Annotated in this window: 12 protein-coding genes; 3 read left to right on the top strand and 9 right to left on the bottom strand. The window is 36.4% G+C overall.

Features of this window, described 5'->3' with window-relative positions:
- Positions 1 to 99: 99 nt before the first annotated feature.
- The 3 genes from HZI73_RS23730 (at position 100) to HZI73_RS23720 (ending at position 3,328) form a co-directional block, all read left to right on the top strand.
- On the top strand, positions 100 to 1,098 hold the full coding sequence (locus HZI73_RS23730; RefSeq protein WP_212695817.1) for a hypothetical protein: 999 nt from the start codon (positions 100 to 102) through the stop codon (positions 1,096 to 1,098).
- Between the two features lie 214 nt (positions 1,099 to 1,312).
- Positions 1,313 to 2,056: a LytR/AlgR family response regulator transcription factor gene (locus HZI73_RS23725; RefSeq protein ID WP_212695816.1), complete on the top strand. Its 744-nt coding sequence runs from the start codon at positions 1,313 to 1,315 to the stop codon at positions 2,054 to 2,056.
- Entirely contained in the window at positions 2,057 to 3,328 is a 1,272-nt protein-coding gene (locus HZI73_RS23720) for a sensor histidine kinase (protein ID WP_212695815.1), read from the top strand.
- A gap of 2 nt (positions 3,329 to 3,330) precedes the next feature.
- On the opposite strand, the gene HZI73_RS26905 is transcribed toward HZI73_RS23720, so the two are convergent.
- The 9 genes from HZI73_RS26905 to HZI73_RS23675 form a co-directional block, all read right to left on the bottom strand.
- On the bottom strand, positions 3,331 to 3,450 hold the full coding sequence (locus tag HZI73_RS26905; protein WP_408648287.1) for an AgrD family cyclic lactone autoinducer peptide: 120 nt from the start codon (positions 3,448 to 3,450) through the stop codon (positions 3,331 to 3,333).
- Positions 3,443 to 4,051, bottom strand: a complete 609-nt coding sequence (locus HZI73_RS23710; RefSeq protein ID WP_212695813.1) for an accessory gene regulator ArgB-like protein — start codon at positions 4,049 to 4,051, stop codon at positions 3,443 to 3,445. The genes HZI73_RS26905 and HZI73_RS23710 overlap by 8 nt, the downstream gene beginning before the upstream one ends.
- 236 nt (positions 4,052 to 4,287) lie before the next feature.
- Positions 4,288 to 6,300 (bottom strand): hypothetical protein, encoded by a 2,013-nt coding sequence (locus HZI73_RS23705; protein WP_212695812.1) that lies wholly within the window; start codon positions 6,298 to 6,300, stop codon positions 4,288 to 4,290.
- A gap of 21 nt (positions 6,301 to 6,321) precedes the next feature.
- The gene (locus tag HZI73_RS23700; protein WP_212695811.1) at positions 6,322 to 6,666 is read right to left on the bottom strand and encodes a hypothetical protein; all 345 of its coding nucleotides are present in this window, start codon (positions 6,664 to 6,666) and stop codon (positions 6,322 to 6,324) included.
- Positions 6,667 to 6,681: 15 nt separating this feature from the next.
- Positions 6,682 to 6,924: a hypothetical protein gene (locus HZI73_RS23695; protein WP_212695810.1), complete on the bottom strand. Its 243-nt coding sequence runs from the start codon at positions 6,922 to 6,924 to the stop codon at positions 6,682 to 6,684.
- 97 nt (positions 6,925 to 7,021) lie between these two features.
- Entirely contained in the window at positions 7,022 to 7,645 is a 624-nt protein-coding gene (locus HZI73_RS23690; RefSeq protein WP_212695809.1) for a hypothetical protein, read from the bottom strand.
- Positions 7,646 to 7,669: 24 nt separating this feature from the next.
- Positions 7,670 to 8,614, bottom strand: a complete 945-nt coding sequence (locus tag HZI73_RS23685; protein WP_212695808.1) for a M23 family metallopeptidase — start codon at positions 8,612 to 8,614, stop codon at positions 7,670 to 7,672.
- A gap of 75 nt (positions 8,615 to 8,689) precedes the next feature.
- Positions 8,690 to 15,397 (bottom strand): glycine rich domain-containing protein, encoded by a 6,708-nt coding sequence (locus HZI73_RS23680; protein ID WP_212695807.1) that lies wholly within the window; start codon positions 15,395 to 15,397, stop codon positions 8,690 to 8,692.
- 69 nt (positions 15,398 to 15,466) lie between these two features.
- Positions 15,467 to 16,642 (bottom strand): S-layer homology domain-containing protein, encoded by a 1,176-nt coding sequence (locus HZI73_RS23675; protein WP_212695806.1) that lies wholly within the window; start codon positions 16,640 to 16,642, stop codon positions 15,467 to 15,469.
- Positions 16,643 to 16,671 lie beyond the last annotated feature (29 nt).

Genomic DNA, 16,671 nt, shown 5'->3' with positions numbered 1-16,671 from the left:
ATCCGGCATTATATATAAGTTTTCTTGAGATAGTTTCAATAATATATTATAATGTATGGGTTGTGATAAATAAGGATATGATGGATAAGAGGGATTCAATTGATTATAAATGTACTTAATGCAATTCTATGGTTTTTAACAGCTTTCTTTTTTCTGTTAAATACCATCATCTTTGCATACGGCAAACGCATCATAAAACAAACAAAATGGATATTGGATATCATTAATTTAAGCATGATTGCTATTTTTTTTAAAGAAGTAACCGATGCTAGGTTTTCTTGGTCATATGTGTTACTAGCTGTCTTGACTTTAATTTTGCTTCGTACAATGATTGCTTTTTTTATGGGTACAGAGTATAAAGTGTATACCCATAATAAAGAATTATTATGCAAGAGTATGGATAGGGCAATCGCTTCTGTCATGTCCATTAAAGCCATTCAGAAGGAAAAAGAGGAGGATATCTTATTTATTCTTGAAGGATCCTCTCATTCTATTCAGATAAAAGATATTAATGAAAAATCCTATATGGTAAAATTTAAGAAATGGACCAGTTATGATTTAAAAAAGCAAATACTGATGCAATTAAAAGACGAACTGGATACATATGATCGGTTTCCAATGAACAAAACAAAAGTAATCTTACAAATGGTTGCTGCTATTGTATTTATGATAGCAGGTCTGTTTGCAATAAGTTATAGTGTGATGGAGAATAATCAGTTTGACTTTGGTGAAGTAAAAATGCCAAATGAGCTTTATTTTATAGATCGTAACGCTACATATACAGATATATCTGGCATACAGAAAGTACATCAGCAATTGAAAGCCAATGCCATGTATAAGAATAGGCATATAACGTATAATAAAGTGATTGAATACACGAAATTTCAATTAGAATATGGTTATGGAGGAAGAGTAATTTATATAGGCGATAAATACACGTATGTATTTGTACATGACTTTGAAATAAGGGATAAGTCTATCTTTCATTGGGTATGTTGGAAAATTCATACCATCTATGATAAGAAAAAAGGTACTTATTACACAACGTTCACTGGAAATGAATTGCATACAATGATAAAAAATATGATAAATGATTAAAATGTTATGACCATAAAACACAGGGGTAGTGAGAAACCTGTGTTTTCAGTATGTTAGGCATAGTCCACGAGAAGGGTATTTATGTTATTTTATTAACATAGGGAAAAAATTTACTTAAAATAATGGAAGATTTTACAAATAATTATACCATCTTGGCGAAAAGTTATGTATAATAAAGATGAAAAGTTAAATGACCATTTTAGGAGATGGTTTCATGAATCATATTTTAGTTGTAGAAGATAATGAAGTATCGAGAAAGAATCTAGTTAATGTTCTTAAAGAGAATTTCAGCAACATCCGCATCTATCAAGCGGGTACAGGTGCTGAAGCGAATGAGGTATTGCGTAACGTAAAAATAGATTTGTTCTTTTTGGACATAGAGTTACCAGATACCAATGGTATGAAGATAGCTGAGACCATTAGGTCCATGAAGCAGTATGAATTGGCCTATATCATCTTTATTACGACTCATTTATCTTTCTTACCAAGAGCTGTACAAGAATATCATTGTTATGATTTTATAGAAAAACCATTTAGTAGGGATAAAGTTATTAATGCTGCGGACAAGCTTTTGAGAGGCATAACAAAGGTGAAAGTCCAAGAGAAAAAGGAGGCATATATCGCTATTGGGTTAAAAGGTATTATACACAAGGTGTTTCTGAAAAATATCTATTTTGCAGAATCATCTAGGCGTAAGTTGAATTTACATACAGATCAAGGAAAAATCGTTGTGCCAAACATGACCTTTAAAAGGGTGTTAGGACTCATTGAGGAAACTGGCGTCGATTATTTTGTAAGAACACACAGAAGTTATGTGGTCAATATGAATCATGTGCAAAAAATTGAAAAAAGGAAGAAATTAGCATGGGATATTTACTTTTACGGTTATGATGAGATCGCATTGGTAGGGGACAAGTATTGTGCCGATGTGATAAAGATAATAGAGGGGGGCAAGTAGATGGAACGGGAACTGGTCTACGAACTGGTTTATTTAATACTGATAAACGGATTGGAAATCAGTACGTTAGTCATGGTTATTTCTAAGTTCAGTAATAAATTACTTACCAAACTATTACATAAGATAAATATAATTTTTGTACTATCCATTGTTAGTGTTATTTTGGTTATGTTTAATGTTATATTTAAAGAAATCTTATTAGCTGTAACACTTATTGGATTTTTAAGATACAAATATGACTTATCACTAAAGAAAATTATCGTAATCTATCTTCTAGGGAGCAGCTATACCATCATTCTTCAATTAATTATTGTTTCTATTTTCAAGATGTTGAACATAGCTGCAGATAATTATTTGATTGCGACTTCATGTAATGTTCTATTAGTGATGATAACAATATTCACATACTATTATATTCCATTAGAAAAAGCCATCAATCTATACGATAGGTTTGAAACGATTATATTATGGTTAACAGCTCTCATTGCAGTACCATTAGCTATCTATACAATGGCATGGAAAACGGATTTTGAAAGTATTGACTATATCTCATGGATTATTGTTGGTATCATACTGTGGATATTAGTTGTAGTCATCATCTTTAAGGAATTAATTAGGATAAAGCAGGAACAGAAAGCCAATGCAATCTATAAAGAATATAATCCAATATTAGAAAATTTGATAAGTGATGTAAAAGCTAAACAACATGATATAAAAAATCAACTCCATGCAATATACGGTATTGCGGAAAGGACTGGAGATGATGAGGTCATTAATTATTTGAATACCTTAATAGGTGGCTATCAATTTCAAGAAGATGATACCTTACTTAATACAGGTAATAAAGTAGTTAGCTCTATTTTATACAGCAAAAAAATAAAAGCGAAACAACACAACATTAACTTATCTGTTAATTGTCATTCGCCTTTTCCCGAATACCCCATAAAAGAATATGAATTCGTTGATATCTTAGGTAATTTATTAGATAATGCTATAGAAGCAAATATGAAAAAAGAACAGTTGTCCGATAAAAGTATTCATATCAAGTTAGATAAGAATGATACACATAAAATTATCGAAGTAAGAAATACCAGTGAACCTATGACGATAGAATTACTCAATAAAATATTTGATAAGGGATACTCGACAAAAGGCAATAACAGAGGTTATGGTTTATATAATGTCAAAAAAATTGTAAAATCTAAAAACGGGAACATTGAAGTATTTTATGATAATAATAGTGTTTGCTTTAAAATTCTTTTTGATTGCTAGAATTATTTACGTAGAGATTTAGGGCATGAAGTTTCGCCAAAGAGGAACCAGCTTGATTTAGATGCTACGAAGAATGATGCGAACATAAAAATACTGGACATAGAAAGTAATAGTTTATCCATTACGAATAGCTTTTTTTTCATTTTTTACACCTCCTGCTATCATTATTTGTATTGCCTGTAGAACGATGGTCCATATACCGATTGTTTTTAAATGGGAATCTAAAGGTAGTAGTAAGATTGCTGAATAGATAGCTACTGTTAAGAGTGTAGCTATAGCTTTATTTTTATAATAAATCCTCTTATTAGAAATAGGACGATGTTTTGAGGGCATGGGTGAATATAAATAAATGATCAAAGTACTCAATGGTACTATCGCTACATAAATTGAGGGATTATTAATGTAGTCAACAACTGGTAAAACAGTTACACTTAGTAGGAAAAAAACTAAAGTAAATGAGAAACATCTCATAAATGTACTAAAGTGAATTCCACCACTATACGACCTGATGAGAATTAATATTGTTAAAGACAAGAAAAATTCCGGTAGTTTGCCTACAACACCAAAACATAAAACCAGCATTAGAATTTTTAGAGTTTCACTAAAAACCACTTGCATACCGTATTTTACGATTCTAATGTCTTTATGGGACATTAGATTTTTTTTGAATAAGATGTAGGTAAAATAGTAAATAGGTCGATTGATTAACTGATCAACAAGCATTATATTCACCCTTTGTATTGATGTGTACATACTATAACATGCCAATTAAATAGTATCAATATGATATGTGTCAATAATGGTTTAACCTGTACGAAAAAATGGTAAAGGGAATTTTTGTTACATTTAGGACCAGTTTGGTGCAGAGGTGATATGGCATAAGGCAAAAAAAGAAGGGCTGTCCCATGACATGCATGGAACAGCCCTTGATAAAATAGAAATGGATGTGTAAAAAAACCTTATCTAAAAGCCTCTTCAAAGATGGTTCGAATCTCTGGGTCAAGATAAGGTGGTTGAGCTTTAATGACACATGACTTAATTTTAGATAGATATGGCAGCATAATAAGTTTCGTTATAAGAGGGTCCATAGATAAGTCTCTTAGGATAAGCATTTCATCTATGGTAGGATCGATGAGAACGATCTTTTTGGCAATGTTATGAAGGGTGATATGTTCATGAGACTGCTTCACCAGAGCATTACTTCTATTGGTGCAATCGGAAATATAAGTTATGGATAGAGCATGGTTGGCAAGTTCCTTAATAAGGTCAGCTTGAGAAGTATCCAAGATGATATTGATGTAAGGATAGTAGTGAAGTCTTTTCTTTAATTGTATAATGATGGGTTCTAGTTCGGATGCCCTTAGTAAATGACCTTCTACACATACAAAATGCTCTTGTATGGCATGTTCTAAAAAGTGTTCAAGGGTGATTGACCCAATGCCATAATCTTTAAATTTAGCATGTCCTGACAGGTCAATAAGTAATGTGTTTTGCCTTCTTGACAGTATACCGGCCCAAGTAATGGTTGTGGCCCTTGTTCCAACGTCACTGGGTCCTATGTACAGTCGTAAAGTATTCTTTAAGATGGTATCTACGATCACCACATCTTCCACATTCTGTGACTCTAGAAGTTTAATGAGCTTGCTCTGGTGAGTGATAATGGATTCATCCATTTCACAGAGGTAGAATACTTTTGATACCACTTCTTGTATTAGATTTTCCAGTGCTGATAAGGATATACGATTTTTTTGTAGGTCACTCATTAACTTAGCTGCTAACTTGGGTGCATTAATCGGTGTAAATATCTGTGCTGAAGTCTTATAGATTTCATTCACGTAAGTATTATCAGATGGCAGACTACTGTCAAAAGAACCAATGATCTGATTAACAGTCGCGTCCATGGATTGGTAGATGGTGATTAAATTCTTAGAGAGCTCATGGAGTTCAAATTGCAATGTCATCCGCTGATCAATAAGTGCCTCTAAAGTTTCTTTATTCTGACGGTATAAACGTTTATCACTGGCATCATATTGATTAAGCGCAGATGTGATATCATGAAGCCGCTGGTGAATCATGGTTTCAGCTGAAACAGTGATGGTGGTAAGAATAGAAGCGATTTTTTCAGAGATAATGCTATTTTGCTTAACCCGATAGTTAGAACGTTTAATGCCTATTTCTTTGATGGCTGAAAAGCGTTCTTCTACGGTTTTTTGATCATCTTTAAAGATAGCCACAATATCTTGATCCAGTTTGCTTAACATGTTAATGGTCATGGCATAATCATTGTTCTGAAGCATGAGGTCACTGACAATGGTATCTTTTGTCATAAGGCGTTTAAATAAATCCCAGTCTGAGAACTGAATACATGCCTTTATACGCTCTTCTGTCATCTTAGAAGGACTGGATTGCTCAGGTTGTATGTATTCTGTAACAGGTCGTTGAGGCTGGCTATTTTCACGCTCAACAGGTTCTTCGCTTACTTGAGTTGGTTCTTCTACTAATGGCTCAGAAGGTTTTGCTTCCAGGGTTTCTAACGGAACGGATTCAACACTGGATACTTCTTCAAGGGTATCATTACATGTTGTTTTGACCTTAGGCTTTTGGATATCACCTTTTTTAGTGAGTGCCATATGCTCATAAATCTCTGTAGCAGTTTCTTTAAAACTTTGTAAATTGATTCTTTTTTCAATTTTTTTAGCAGTGACTTGTTTGTTGTTAAGAAGTTCTGCTTCTTTATCGTTGGTATAGAGATAGATAACCAAGACATCCGGATGTTTATCATCAAGTGCTTTTGCTAAATGAGATCGGGTTGTGGCATTAGCAAGGTCTTTTGGACCTAAAATAACGGAGTCCATTCCTGAAACCTTTGGATTCAGCACCAGCTGTTCAATGATTTTACTTGTTTTGGTTTGAAATATTTTATCCCCAAATGTCTTTTTGCCAAATGCAGCTAATGAGGCTATATAAATCATAGCATGTACCTCCTATTGTCGTTATCGTTTTAGCGTTTGATTGGTTTGTGATTCTTTGATTTTATCCGATGGTTGATGATTATCCCAAGGGGATTTGGTATTTTCCAAAGTGCTATCAATAAAGTTGGCTGTATCTTTTACTGCATCCAGTAGATCCTCCAGAGCTTGTTTTCCACCAATAATGGCGTGAACAAACGTATTAGACTGACCATTTTTAAAATGATTCAGGTAAAGAGGGTCTGTTAATTGGTTCATACGTATCCTTATATGATGGGATAGTTCATCTGCTTTATTTTTATACCGAATGCTTTCGGTGTATAGAGTCTCAAGTGACTCAGGGTCTAGTAAGTTAGCTTTTTGGCCCATTTCATTTCTCCTTTTTTATGACTTATCTAAGTTTTGCTGCATATGTATAAAATCTTCTTTGAGTATAATAGCATCGTGTTCAACCAGTGTAATAGCGTTTAACAACCGTTTTAAAAATGCCAGCTCTACGTTATCATAAGCTTTTTCAATGCGATGCCGAAAGAGCTCTGAAGATTCAATAATACCTGATATGAGTTCAATAACTTCACCCAGTGATTGATAGGCCTCTTCGGGCCCTTGCATGTTTAACTCTTGCATATGTTTAACTCCTTTATTTCTATAATAGATTTTATTATGCAATCTGAGGACTAGTCCATTTTATGGGTATACGCATGTGTATGCATGATGTGATACGTTAGGATTCTTCTACATAAAGAATGTTTTTTAACTTCTCTTTCTCTAGGGCTTTTGTTTCCTTTAGCATGTTTTCTATGTCTTTTTCAGAAGGTACGTTATCTTGGGGATTATAATAATCCATGGTTGGCTCAGAATGAGCTGGTGCTTCAACAGGTAATACCTCTTGAACAGGCGCTGTATGTCGCTCATCATAAGGGATACTGGTGATGAAAAATCGCTCCCATGCCATCTCGTATTCTTCTTGTATGTAGAGGGAAAACTGTAAGGTTTTACGCAGTTCCTTGTTCACTTCCACATAAGACTTGATATTGGTTGCAGCAGTAATCACATGAAGAGCGCCTGTAAGCACTTCCATGTCTTCAGATAGACCTGAGTCAACGATGCCTAAAAAAACTGCAAGGATATGAATAGGGTATGGTGCCTGTTCATAAAAGTAATGAATAGCAGACAGATTATGTTGAGGCTCAATGATGGACATTAAGCTTTCCTTGGTATATTTATCTGCTAATATCACTGCTTGGTCATAAACATCTCGGTGGATATAATAGAAGTAATCATTTTTTGACAGTACAAGTGTATTGATAACGGTAGGTAAAAATCTGTCTCTAGATGCCACTAACATGGTATTCCTCCTTCGTTATTGTTCTTAAAAAATATGTATGGGATTAACAGCGATGCCGTTAATGTATAGTCCAAGATGTAAATGTGGTCCAGTACTGCGTTTGCCAGAGTTACCTGAGCTTGCAATGATGTCATGTTGCTTAACCTTTTGACCTTCCTCCACATGGTAGTGGTCAAGATGACCATAGAGGGTTTTGATACCTTTACCATGGTTAATGATGACATAATAGCCGATGTTTTCACTTGATCCCACTGTTTCTACGGTGCCATGAAAGAGTGCAGTCACATCTGTGTTCATATCAGCAGATAGGTCAATGCCTCGATGGAACTGAATTTCTGGTGGATTAAAAGGATCCTCCCGTTCACCAAATCCAGAAGTGATATAACTTTCTTTTCCAAGAGGATAAGACAAGTTCTTTATATCACCTAGTTCAGGATAACTGGTAGCTTTTTTATAGTTTTTTTCTTGTGTAGCAAGCAGATGTTCTAGTTTTTTATATTCTTGTTTCATGCGTGCTGTATGTTCAGGATTAGTCGTCAGTATGTCCAGCTGATTGGCATAGATGTTACGGTTTGCTTGTACTTTTTTTAACGTGTTATATGTGGTTTGATATTGAGCATCCAATTCCAGCAGATATTCCACGGATTTTTCACTGCTATTGTAGATGAGCTTTCGCTGTTCTTTCAAGCTATGCTCCAAAGTAGAGATTTGATCATCATAAACAGCTAGATTATCGTGATGATTGGCAATATAGATGTCGATAGCTTTTTCCATCATCTCACCTGTTTTGACTTTCGTTTGTACAGTTGTATAAGCTTCAGTGATGTCAAGCAGGCGTTGTTCTTCCGTTTCTACAGATACGGCTTTGTCAAAGCCATAGAGGGAAAGGAGTACAGAAGCATTTTCTGCATAAGTAACATGGGTAGTGATTATCAGTGATAATAGTAGGATAATCATGGCCTTTTTCATGGGACACCTCCTTATTATTCAATGGAAAAGGGACCACTTTATATTGACATAAAATAGTCCCCTTTTATAAAATCATTAATGGGTTCCAGATATACTCAAATCGTTTGCAGCAGATTTTTTAGCGGAATAGATAGCGTATACACTGTAAGGTATTGAAGCTAGGGAGTGTGTTGTACCAGCAATCGTAACACTGCCATTGCCTGTAGGGTGTTCATATTGTAAGACATAGGTATCACCAACAGCTTTTATATCAGCGGCCGCTACGATAACGCTGGTGTTGTTCATAACGGATTCGACGTTGGCTTTTGTCATGGGTTGACCATGAGGGGTGAAGATGGCCGATGAAGGCAGTTTGAAGGTGAAGTGCCAGCGTTGGGCTTGTTGGTTGTAGTTATATTCATCCAGTGCGTCATCTGGGTTTTTGTCATACCCATAGGTACAGGATGTACCTATAAATGTACGGTTACGCTCGGAAGGATGCATAATTTGCGCATTACCATAGGTGTGATACTGTCCTATAGGAATACGTAATGGTGCCACGTTACCAGCCTCATCTACATTATATGTTTTTGACTGTACATATTCGGTGATTGTTTGTTCTTCTGAATCATAATTTCTTCTATCTGCTTCAGACTCCCAGTCTAAAGTAGCATGAAAGTTATAAACTGAATTTGGGTCCCAACCTGTTACTGCCGCACCGAATAGATTAATAGGCTTATATTCCTTATCTTCTTTTATGTAAACGTCCACAGGTGTCAATGTACCTGTTTTTAAGTTCAAGTGATAGTAGTAAGGTATAATTTGCATTTTAGAGTAATAGTTACCTGTTGTTTGAATGTCCATAAAAATGGGGTAGCCATATCTTAATGGTTGACGTTGCAGAGCTGGGATGTTATTGATAGAAGGTGATAATGGTAGATTGACGGGTGCCCGGTTAAGAAAATCTAGAGAACCATAAGTATTCAAGTAATGAGTATGTGTACTCACTGTATGATTACGAATATCTTTTAAAGGACCTAAGTATGCTCGTTGTTGATCTAAGGCAACTTTATGGACAACACTTGGTATATACCATTCATTATAAAGAGGCTGCTTGAAGAAGTTAGAGAAACGATAATCGCCTGTATCCTCCATGACTAAATTACCGATTCGACCGATGATATCGATGTTGTATTCCCTTAGTGCGGAATGCCGTGCATTTTTATGACTATGTCTTTTTTTATTATTGTATGCTGTACGATTATCAACAGAAGGAGCATTGTTAGCAACTGCATAGAATTCTGTAAAGGCACTTAGTGCTTCTTTATTGCCTAAAGGCAAATAAAAGTCATAGTAATTTTCATCAATGGGTGTCAAAGATATTTCTGTATTCGCAGGATAAAGAACACCTTTATGTATAACGGCAAACCCAAACTTCGCAAACTTTTCTGCTGTCCATTCAGTTGTGGACATATTGTTGGTAAAGCCTTTACCAGTATGGTTACTTGTTTTTGAAAGTCCATAAGCACCGGTACCATAGAAATCCCCTTCATTTGGAAAATATACTTGGAATGGGTAATCAAGTAATAAGAAATTCCCTGCACTGAAATTGCCGCCTCCAGGCACTGTAACCGTAGGGTTGGCTGGTATGGTAATGACCTTGGTTTCATACCAATCATCAGGTGGTTCAGATATTGTTTTATCGGATTGGATAACAGTGCGAATGGTTGGGGCTAGATCTGGAATATAAGGTTCACCTTGGGCAGGGGTAATCACCACAATACTTGATCCAGTTTTCTTCACAACAGCAGGCACATAATAGGCATTATTAACCAAAATAGTCGGTTCACCTACTTCAGGTGAGTATTTTGGTGGTAAAGTTACCCGAGCTCGTCCATGCCCAGAGTTACTGCCTGTTGTGACAACATAGGTACTGTTACTGACATTGTGGGTAATTTCAGTGTTATTAACAAATGAAGAACCCGCATAAGCACCCATATCTGTTCCACCATTGTAGCCCCCACGATAGCCGCCACCACCGCCACCGCCATCAGAAGTAGCCCCAGTTTGCCCTACATAGCTTGACATGGTAGCATAGATTGAAGAACGACCGTGATTACCAGATGTACCAGCGCCGCCACCACCTCCTGCAACAAGAAAACGGCTATTTGTAGATGTGGTTGTCCTAAAATCGGTTGCACCGCCACCAGAAGATGAACCACATGTACAACCACCGGATGTACCCCCACCATTCCAGCCGCCAGATTTACTGTTCCCTGGTTTACCTTGACCACCAACATACACATACATGGTGTCACCTTTATTAAGGGTTTTGGTTGTTTTCACATAAGTGCCATATCCTCCATTAGCTTTTGAATAGTTACCCCCGGCTGCACCCCAAGCTTCTAAAGTATATTCACCTGTATAGGGTGCTGTAAAGGTCTGCCGATTACCTGTATAGCTAAAATTTTGTGTTGTACCAGGTTCGTTAACAGCAGGAACATACTCTGGATTTGAAATGGTATGAGGCTCTACATAGCCTGGATTATTCTGGGTGATTTCTTCATAAGCAGAATATTTGATAGGTACCCAAGGAGATGTATCACCATGTTCTTTTGTCAGTACAAGATCATCTGCAAAGATATGTTCTGCTACAGTAGTTGTGTTATGGGATAGTCCATTTACAATACTTACTCTTAACTGAACAGTATCATTAGGAGCAGTAAAACAAAGGGATTGCTCAATAACTTGGGAACTTTTATGCTTAGGTGTTTGCCAAGTTTTTATCGCTTTGCCGTTGGCATTTAAGGCTTCAATTGTAAAATAACCTTCTGTTCTATGTGCACCAATTTTACCAGAAAAATGATAGTGGGTACCTGCTTCTCCTACTGTCGTACAAACATACTTAGCTATTCTGTTTGATTTGGCAGGTACTCTGATTTCAAAGGACCCACTACCACTGATTTTCCAATCACTAGAGGTCCGTCTTAGAAAAGCCACATCCGTTGGGTTATCCACTTCACCTTTCCAATTAAGAATATGTCCACTATTACATAGTTGTTCCGCGTTACCATTAAATAAGAAGTTCTGATGAGGATGCACATTTTTTAATTCCGTTACATACTCTTTTGTATCACTTTGCAGATTGCCGCCAACCAATGAGCCAGCTGATCGTTGATCCAGTGAAGAGTCAAGGGATACAACCATGGCATCTTCGGCTGCTACAGGGTTATGAATAACAATATCATTAACCTTACTATGGTTGTCTGAATAGGTAGAAGGATATTTAAGTCCAGATAAACCATAATCTCCATGATAGGTATCTTTATAGAAATCACTAGGTTGACCATGTCTTAGTATATTACGGTAAAAGACACTGCTATTACCAGTGATGTATTCATCATTAGGTATGGTATCCATGACATCAATATTCTCTTTTACAAGCCGCATATTAGAAGGTCTTGTGGGTCTTGTAATGGTTTTGGCAGGGTCATTATCAAGAATAGTAATCGTCTTATGTTGGTCGCCATTACCTTTGTATTTGGCGGCAGGATTAAAGTAGTTACCATTATAGGAACCTATATGAATATCCTCTGGCGTCATTTTAGCAGCTGATTCAGGGTTATCATCCCACATGTGTTCTACTTCAATTTGCATATCAGCAAAGTTTTCTTGACTGGTTTTTTCCTCGGAGTCTTTTTCAAAGTAGATGAGGGACTGATCACCGCTGGATGTTTGGAGGATAACAAAATCGGATATGACCGTAGTGATATTTTTTTGATTTCTTCGTTCATTGAATTTAGCAAATTCAGGTGTTGTTTTATCAGTGGCATCAGCATTATTTTGATGGTAGTTAACTTCGTTAGGTATAGTGCTATTGGTGTAGATAATGCCTTTACCATATGACTCATAATGACCACCACCTCCAGGGCTGTCATCAGCTAAAGGATTGGTACCTAATCCATCAGATGTATCGGAGCGTACCCCTTCATGCCAAACCACATGATCATGCTGTTCCGGTTCAAGGCTGTAACGTATCCGGCCATCAGTAGAGGTATCATTGGCTGCAATATTATAAAAAATATTTGGATCCCCTTGAACAACAGTTGCTGTGATGTCATCTGTCTCCGTTAGGGTTGACATGCCATCCACATGACTTCGGTCAATTTTCCAGATGTTCACATCTACAATTTTTTGGATATCGTAGGTAATGGTTTGTTTCCATGTATCTTCAATAGAAGGCATATCATTTTCATGATCTGGTCCACATAATTTATGAGCTGGTAAGGTAACCTTTACAGAATAGGAATAGGAACCAGCAGTACCTGCTGAACTTTTTGCTGGAACGCCAGGTTTAGCAGATTTATAGCCAGGTTCTCCAGGTGTACCTGATGCTGGTTGCGGATCCTTTCCATCTGTCCAAGTGCCTTCAGAACCGTCTGAGTAACCACCTGATACAGATGCATTCCAGCTGTTAAAACTTCGTGTTTTACCATCACTTGCAGCAGTATGTGATATAGTCGTACCATTAACTTGTGATGCATATGCTTCTGCTTCTTTTAAGGCCGCTTCTTGGCTGGAATAATTCCAACTATTTGTTACACTACCACCATGCCAGCCACTGGCAGAATGTGAGCCAGTCCATGGAATGCTACCCGACCATGTTTTGGTATGGGTTCCTCCAGAATGACCATTAAAGGAGAAACCACCTACCGTGTAGTTACCAGCTTGGTCACCAGTTTTGAACGCGCTGGCAGTACCAGAAAAATAGCTTCTGTAAGTTCGTTCAGTGGTAAGGTCTGGGCAGTATTCCGTTACAATATCCACAATGAACTCGCTACCACCGCTTGCAAAATACAGATTTCGTGTTGTAGGGGTACCTGCCATGGCTTCAAATGTTTCATTGCCTGGTGAGCCTTGTTTAATTTCCGAATAAACCATTGGTGAGGAAGTATAACGGATAAGTTTTGCAGGACTATAATATGTTGTTGAGGCTTGGTCTGGGTCTCCTTGTAGATCGATGGTTATTTCATTAGATAGTTTAACCTGTATGGATGCTTTGTAATTAAAGGTATAGCTTTTTTTAGGTTCAACGGGATAATTCACCAAGTTATGTCTATAGCTAAATGTTGTATCACCTAATATAAAAGACAGCAGTTCATCTTTTGTTAAAGGAATGGGTTGCCCATTACCTTTGAATTTTGAAGGTGTTGAGAAATCATATGTAGTCGTTGTGTCAGCTTTTCCACTGGCTAACGTTGTAGAATCCAGGTTAATAATGATTTTAGGAAAACCACTATCAAATTCTCGGTCTAAAGCTTTTATCCAATCCACCTCTTGCGTATCCTTTAGTTTACGCTGTAAGGTTATTTCTGTATATGATTGAATGGTTTTCGAACCTGCCTCCAGCATTTTTTCTTTGGGGTTGCTAATGATTGAAAAGCCTGCTGGTGGATTTTGACTTGGGATGATAACATTTTCAGCGGATACAATAACGAATCCATAATGGTCATCATGAAATGTGAGAGCTTTCATAACAGGATTAACTGTAGAATCGTACCATTTTACCATATTACCAGTTGTTCGTAATATATCTTGGCAGACACCAGATTGACCCCAATTAAACCCATTCTTTTTACCTGTTTCACCATATAGGTCTGAAATACGATCTTCATTAGGTTTCTGGTCAACAGATTTTTGTATCAGACTTGTTAGTACTTTTCTTGTATGGTCAGCCTCATAGGGTTGTGTATCATTATCTTCAAAAGTTGGTGCGTTGGGATTACATAGATCATAAGAAGATGTTACATGAGAAACGTACATTAAGTAAGAGGTAGAAGGTAGATAAAAGGGTTTTGAAGTATATGCTGGGACTTTAACTCGGACAGCTGTGTCGATTGCTATAAGAGGAGGCCTTATAGCAAGTTCATCTTCATTAACATAACGTTCTATTGCTTCAGCATATACTTTTGCCTCATCATCTGGAGATAACACATATAACGTCATAAGCAAGTCAAGATAAGCAATTTGATTATTTAGTCTTTCTTCTGCTGTTGATTCTTTAGGTGGAACATATTTTGTATATTCATTTAACTTTATATTAATTAATGTTTCTGATGAGTTATCCCAGCCCTTTAGCAAATAACTCCATAATTGAGTAGATTTTTTTTCAAACTGTATAAGTGCATTATTATACTCTTCATCTGTATTGTAACTCTTACGTTTAAGTATAGATTGCCACTTATATTTATTGAGGGATTTTAAACTATTATTAACAATTTGCCCTTTAAGATCAGTGTAGAATATATGCTCTTTAGTGGCAGTTCCAGGATCAATTTTACGATGCTTCTTTTCCAAAACATGGCGACCATCTTCATCTTTTTTGGGTTCCTCTTGTAGAACACCATTTTTATCAAAATGTTTCTCTTTAGCAATGTATTGAATATCTCCATTACCTAAGTTGTACCATCCAAGTACAATATCATGGTCTTCATGGTAAATTGAAGAAGGAGAAAACATAATATAGTTTTCTATGTCGGGAAAGTGATTAACATAATGTTGAATAATTTGAGCTCGTACTTTTTCTAAATCATTAGTATCAATAGGTTTTCTAAATGTTTCAGTTACAATACCAACGCGAAATGCTGGTGTTACTTCATACAATCCTCCTCCTTCACCAGGAGAACCTCCTGAGGGAATGGTCCCTATAGTACCGATAGCTCCACCAGCTTTGACATTAGGTGTTGGAAAGAATATCATTAAAACAATGACAAGAAAACATGAAATTATTTTCTTTATGGACATATAAACCTCCTTAAATAAAAAGCGCACAGGCAATAATCATTACCTATGCGCTACATAATAATATCTAATCTATTTTACTTCTTTGCCAGTAACAGGCACAGGTGCGCCAGTCCAGCCATTAGGACGATGAAACAGTATACCACCACAATGTTCAAAATAACCATAACCAGGTGTTTTTGTTAATATGAATAAATAACCATTCTTATTGTGCTCAATAGTAAATAATTCATAATCATATAAAGTCTGATTGCCTGATAATACATTATCAAGGTGATTGGTATCAGTCATCTTAAATTGAGCACCATGGGGTGACCAGACTGCAGCAATTAGTTCTTCAGTAGTATACTTATCCACATAATCTTTTAATATTGGTTGGGTTCTAAAGTATTCTTTGATATGAGAGTACTTAGACTCAAAGCCAGTTTTAAGCATTTTAATTGTATTGCCATCAATTTCGAATCCTGGCATTAAAACATCCATATTAATACGCATGTAGCCTCGCAAGACTAAATTTCTAAGATGGTTATCATTTGGATTACCCAATTTTGCAATGACAACAATGGCTTGTTCTCTTGTAAACGTTCCCTTTGTATCGAAGTGGCCCATCTGTAAAATACGAGGTTCTTTTTGACCAGTAATGCTTTCGGCTATGTATTCCTTAGTACCTTTTAAGAAATCAGCACGATAAGACCATATAACGGCATCCTTTGCCCAACTAGAAGCATCATGTATGTCGTCAAGTTCTTCTAAGGCATATCCACCGCCTGGATGAACAACTGTCTGAAAATAATTCACAAACATAATGCAAGCCTGTTCCCTAGTAATAAGCCCATCAGGATTAAAGGTGTTATCCCCAACCCCATTAACCATACCAAGTATATTAGCGACTTTCACATATTTATTATCTGTATCTGTAAATTTCTGTGTTGTGGACACCTTAGATAAGAAATTATCAATGGTGAGTTCTTTAAAATCCCATGCATGTTTTGTTGCAGCCCCTGCGCTGGCTATTTCTTGTCGATTCACTTCTGAAAAAACAGCTGTTACAAAGAGTTCTGCAAATTCCTCTCGTGTAATGGACCTGTGGTAATCACTTTGAAGATGTTCTGGAACATAGCCTTTCTCAATGGCTTCAGCAACCAATTCTTTGGCCCAGCCCGATGGTTCATCACCGGCAGCTAAGGAAGGTATATTTATTGCTACTAGTAGCATAAATACGAGGCACCATGATAATAATTTTTTCATTTGTAAAACCTCCTTGAATATTCGTCTAT

Origin of the sequence: Vallitalea pronyensis (assembly GCF_018141445.1) — a bacterium.
In the GTDB taxonomy this organism is placed as follows: domain Bacteria; phylum Bacillota; class Clostridia; order Lachnospirales; family Vallitaleaceae; genus Vallitalea; species Vallitalea pronyensis.
Note: the sequence above shows the minus strand (reverse complement) of the source record. Positions and strands in the feature narration are given on the sequence as shown.

Bases quoted from the DNA above. Each gene is read 5' to 3' on its own strand.
- HZI73_RS23685 (WP_212695808.1), bottom strand. From the start codon at position 8,614: ATGAAAAAGGCCATGATTATCCTACTATTATCACTGATAATCACTACC.
- HZI73_RS23725 (WP_212695816.1), top strand. From the start codon at position 1,313: ATGAATCATATTTTAGTTGTAGAAGATAATGAAGTATCGAGAAAGAAT.
- HZI73_RS23695 (WP_212695810.1), bottom strand. From the start codon at position 6,924: ATGCAAGAGTTAAACATGCAAGGGCCCGAAGAGGCCTATCAATCACTG.
- HZI73_RS23710 (WP_212695813.1), bottom strand. From the start codon at position 4,051: ATGCTTGTTGATCAGTTAATCAATCGACCTATTTACTATTTTACCTAC.
- HZI73_RS23680 (WP_212695807.1), bottom strand. From the start codon at position 15,397: ATGTCCATAAAGAAAATAATTTCATGTTTTCTTGTCATTGTTTTAATG.
- HZI73_RS26905 (WP_408648287.1), bottom strand. From the start codon at position 3,450: ATGGATAAACTATTACTTTCTATGTCCAGTATTTTTATGTTCGCATCA.
- HZI73_RS23720 (WP_212695815.1), top strand. From the start codon at position 2,057: ATGGAACGGGAACTGGTCTACGAACTGGTTTATTTAATACTGATAAAC.
- HZI73_RS23675 (WP_212695806.1), bottom strand. From the start codon at position 16,642: ATGAAAAAATTATTATCATGGTGCCTCGTATTTATGCTACTAGTAGCA.
- HZI73_RS23705 (WP_212695812.1), bottom strand. From the start codon at position 6,300: ATGATTTATATAGCCTCATTAGCTGCATTTGGCAAAAAGACATTTGGG.
- HZI73_RS23700 (WP_212695811.1), bottom strand. From the start codon at position 6,666: ATGGGCCAAAAAGCTAACTTACTAGACCCTGAGTCACTTGAGACTCTA.
- HZI73_RS23690 (WP_212695809.1), bottom strand. From the start codon at position 7,645: ATGTTAGTGGCATCTAGAGACAGATTTTTACCTACCGTTATCAATACA.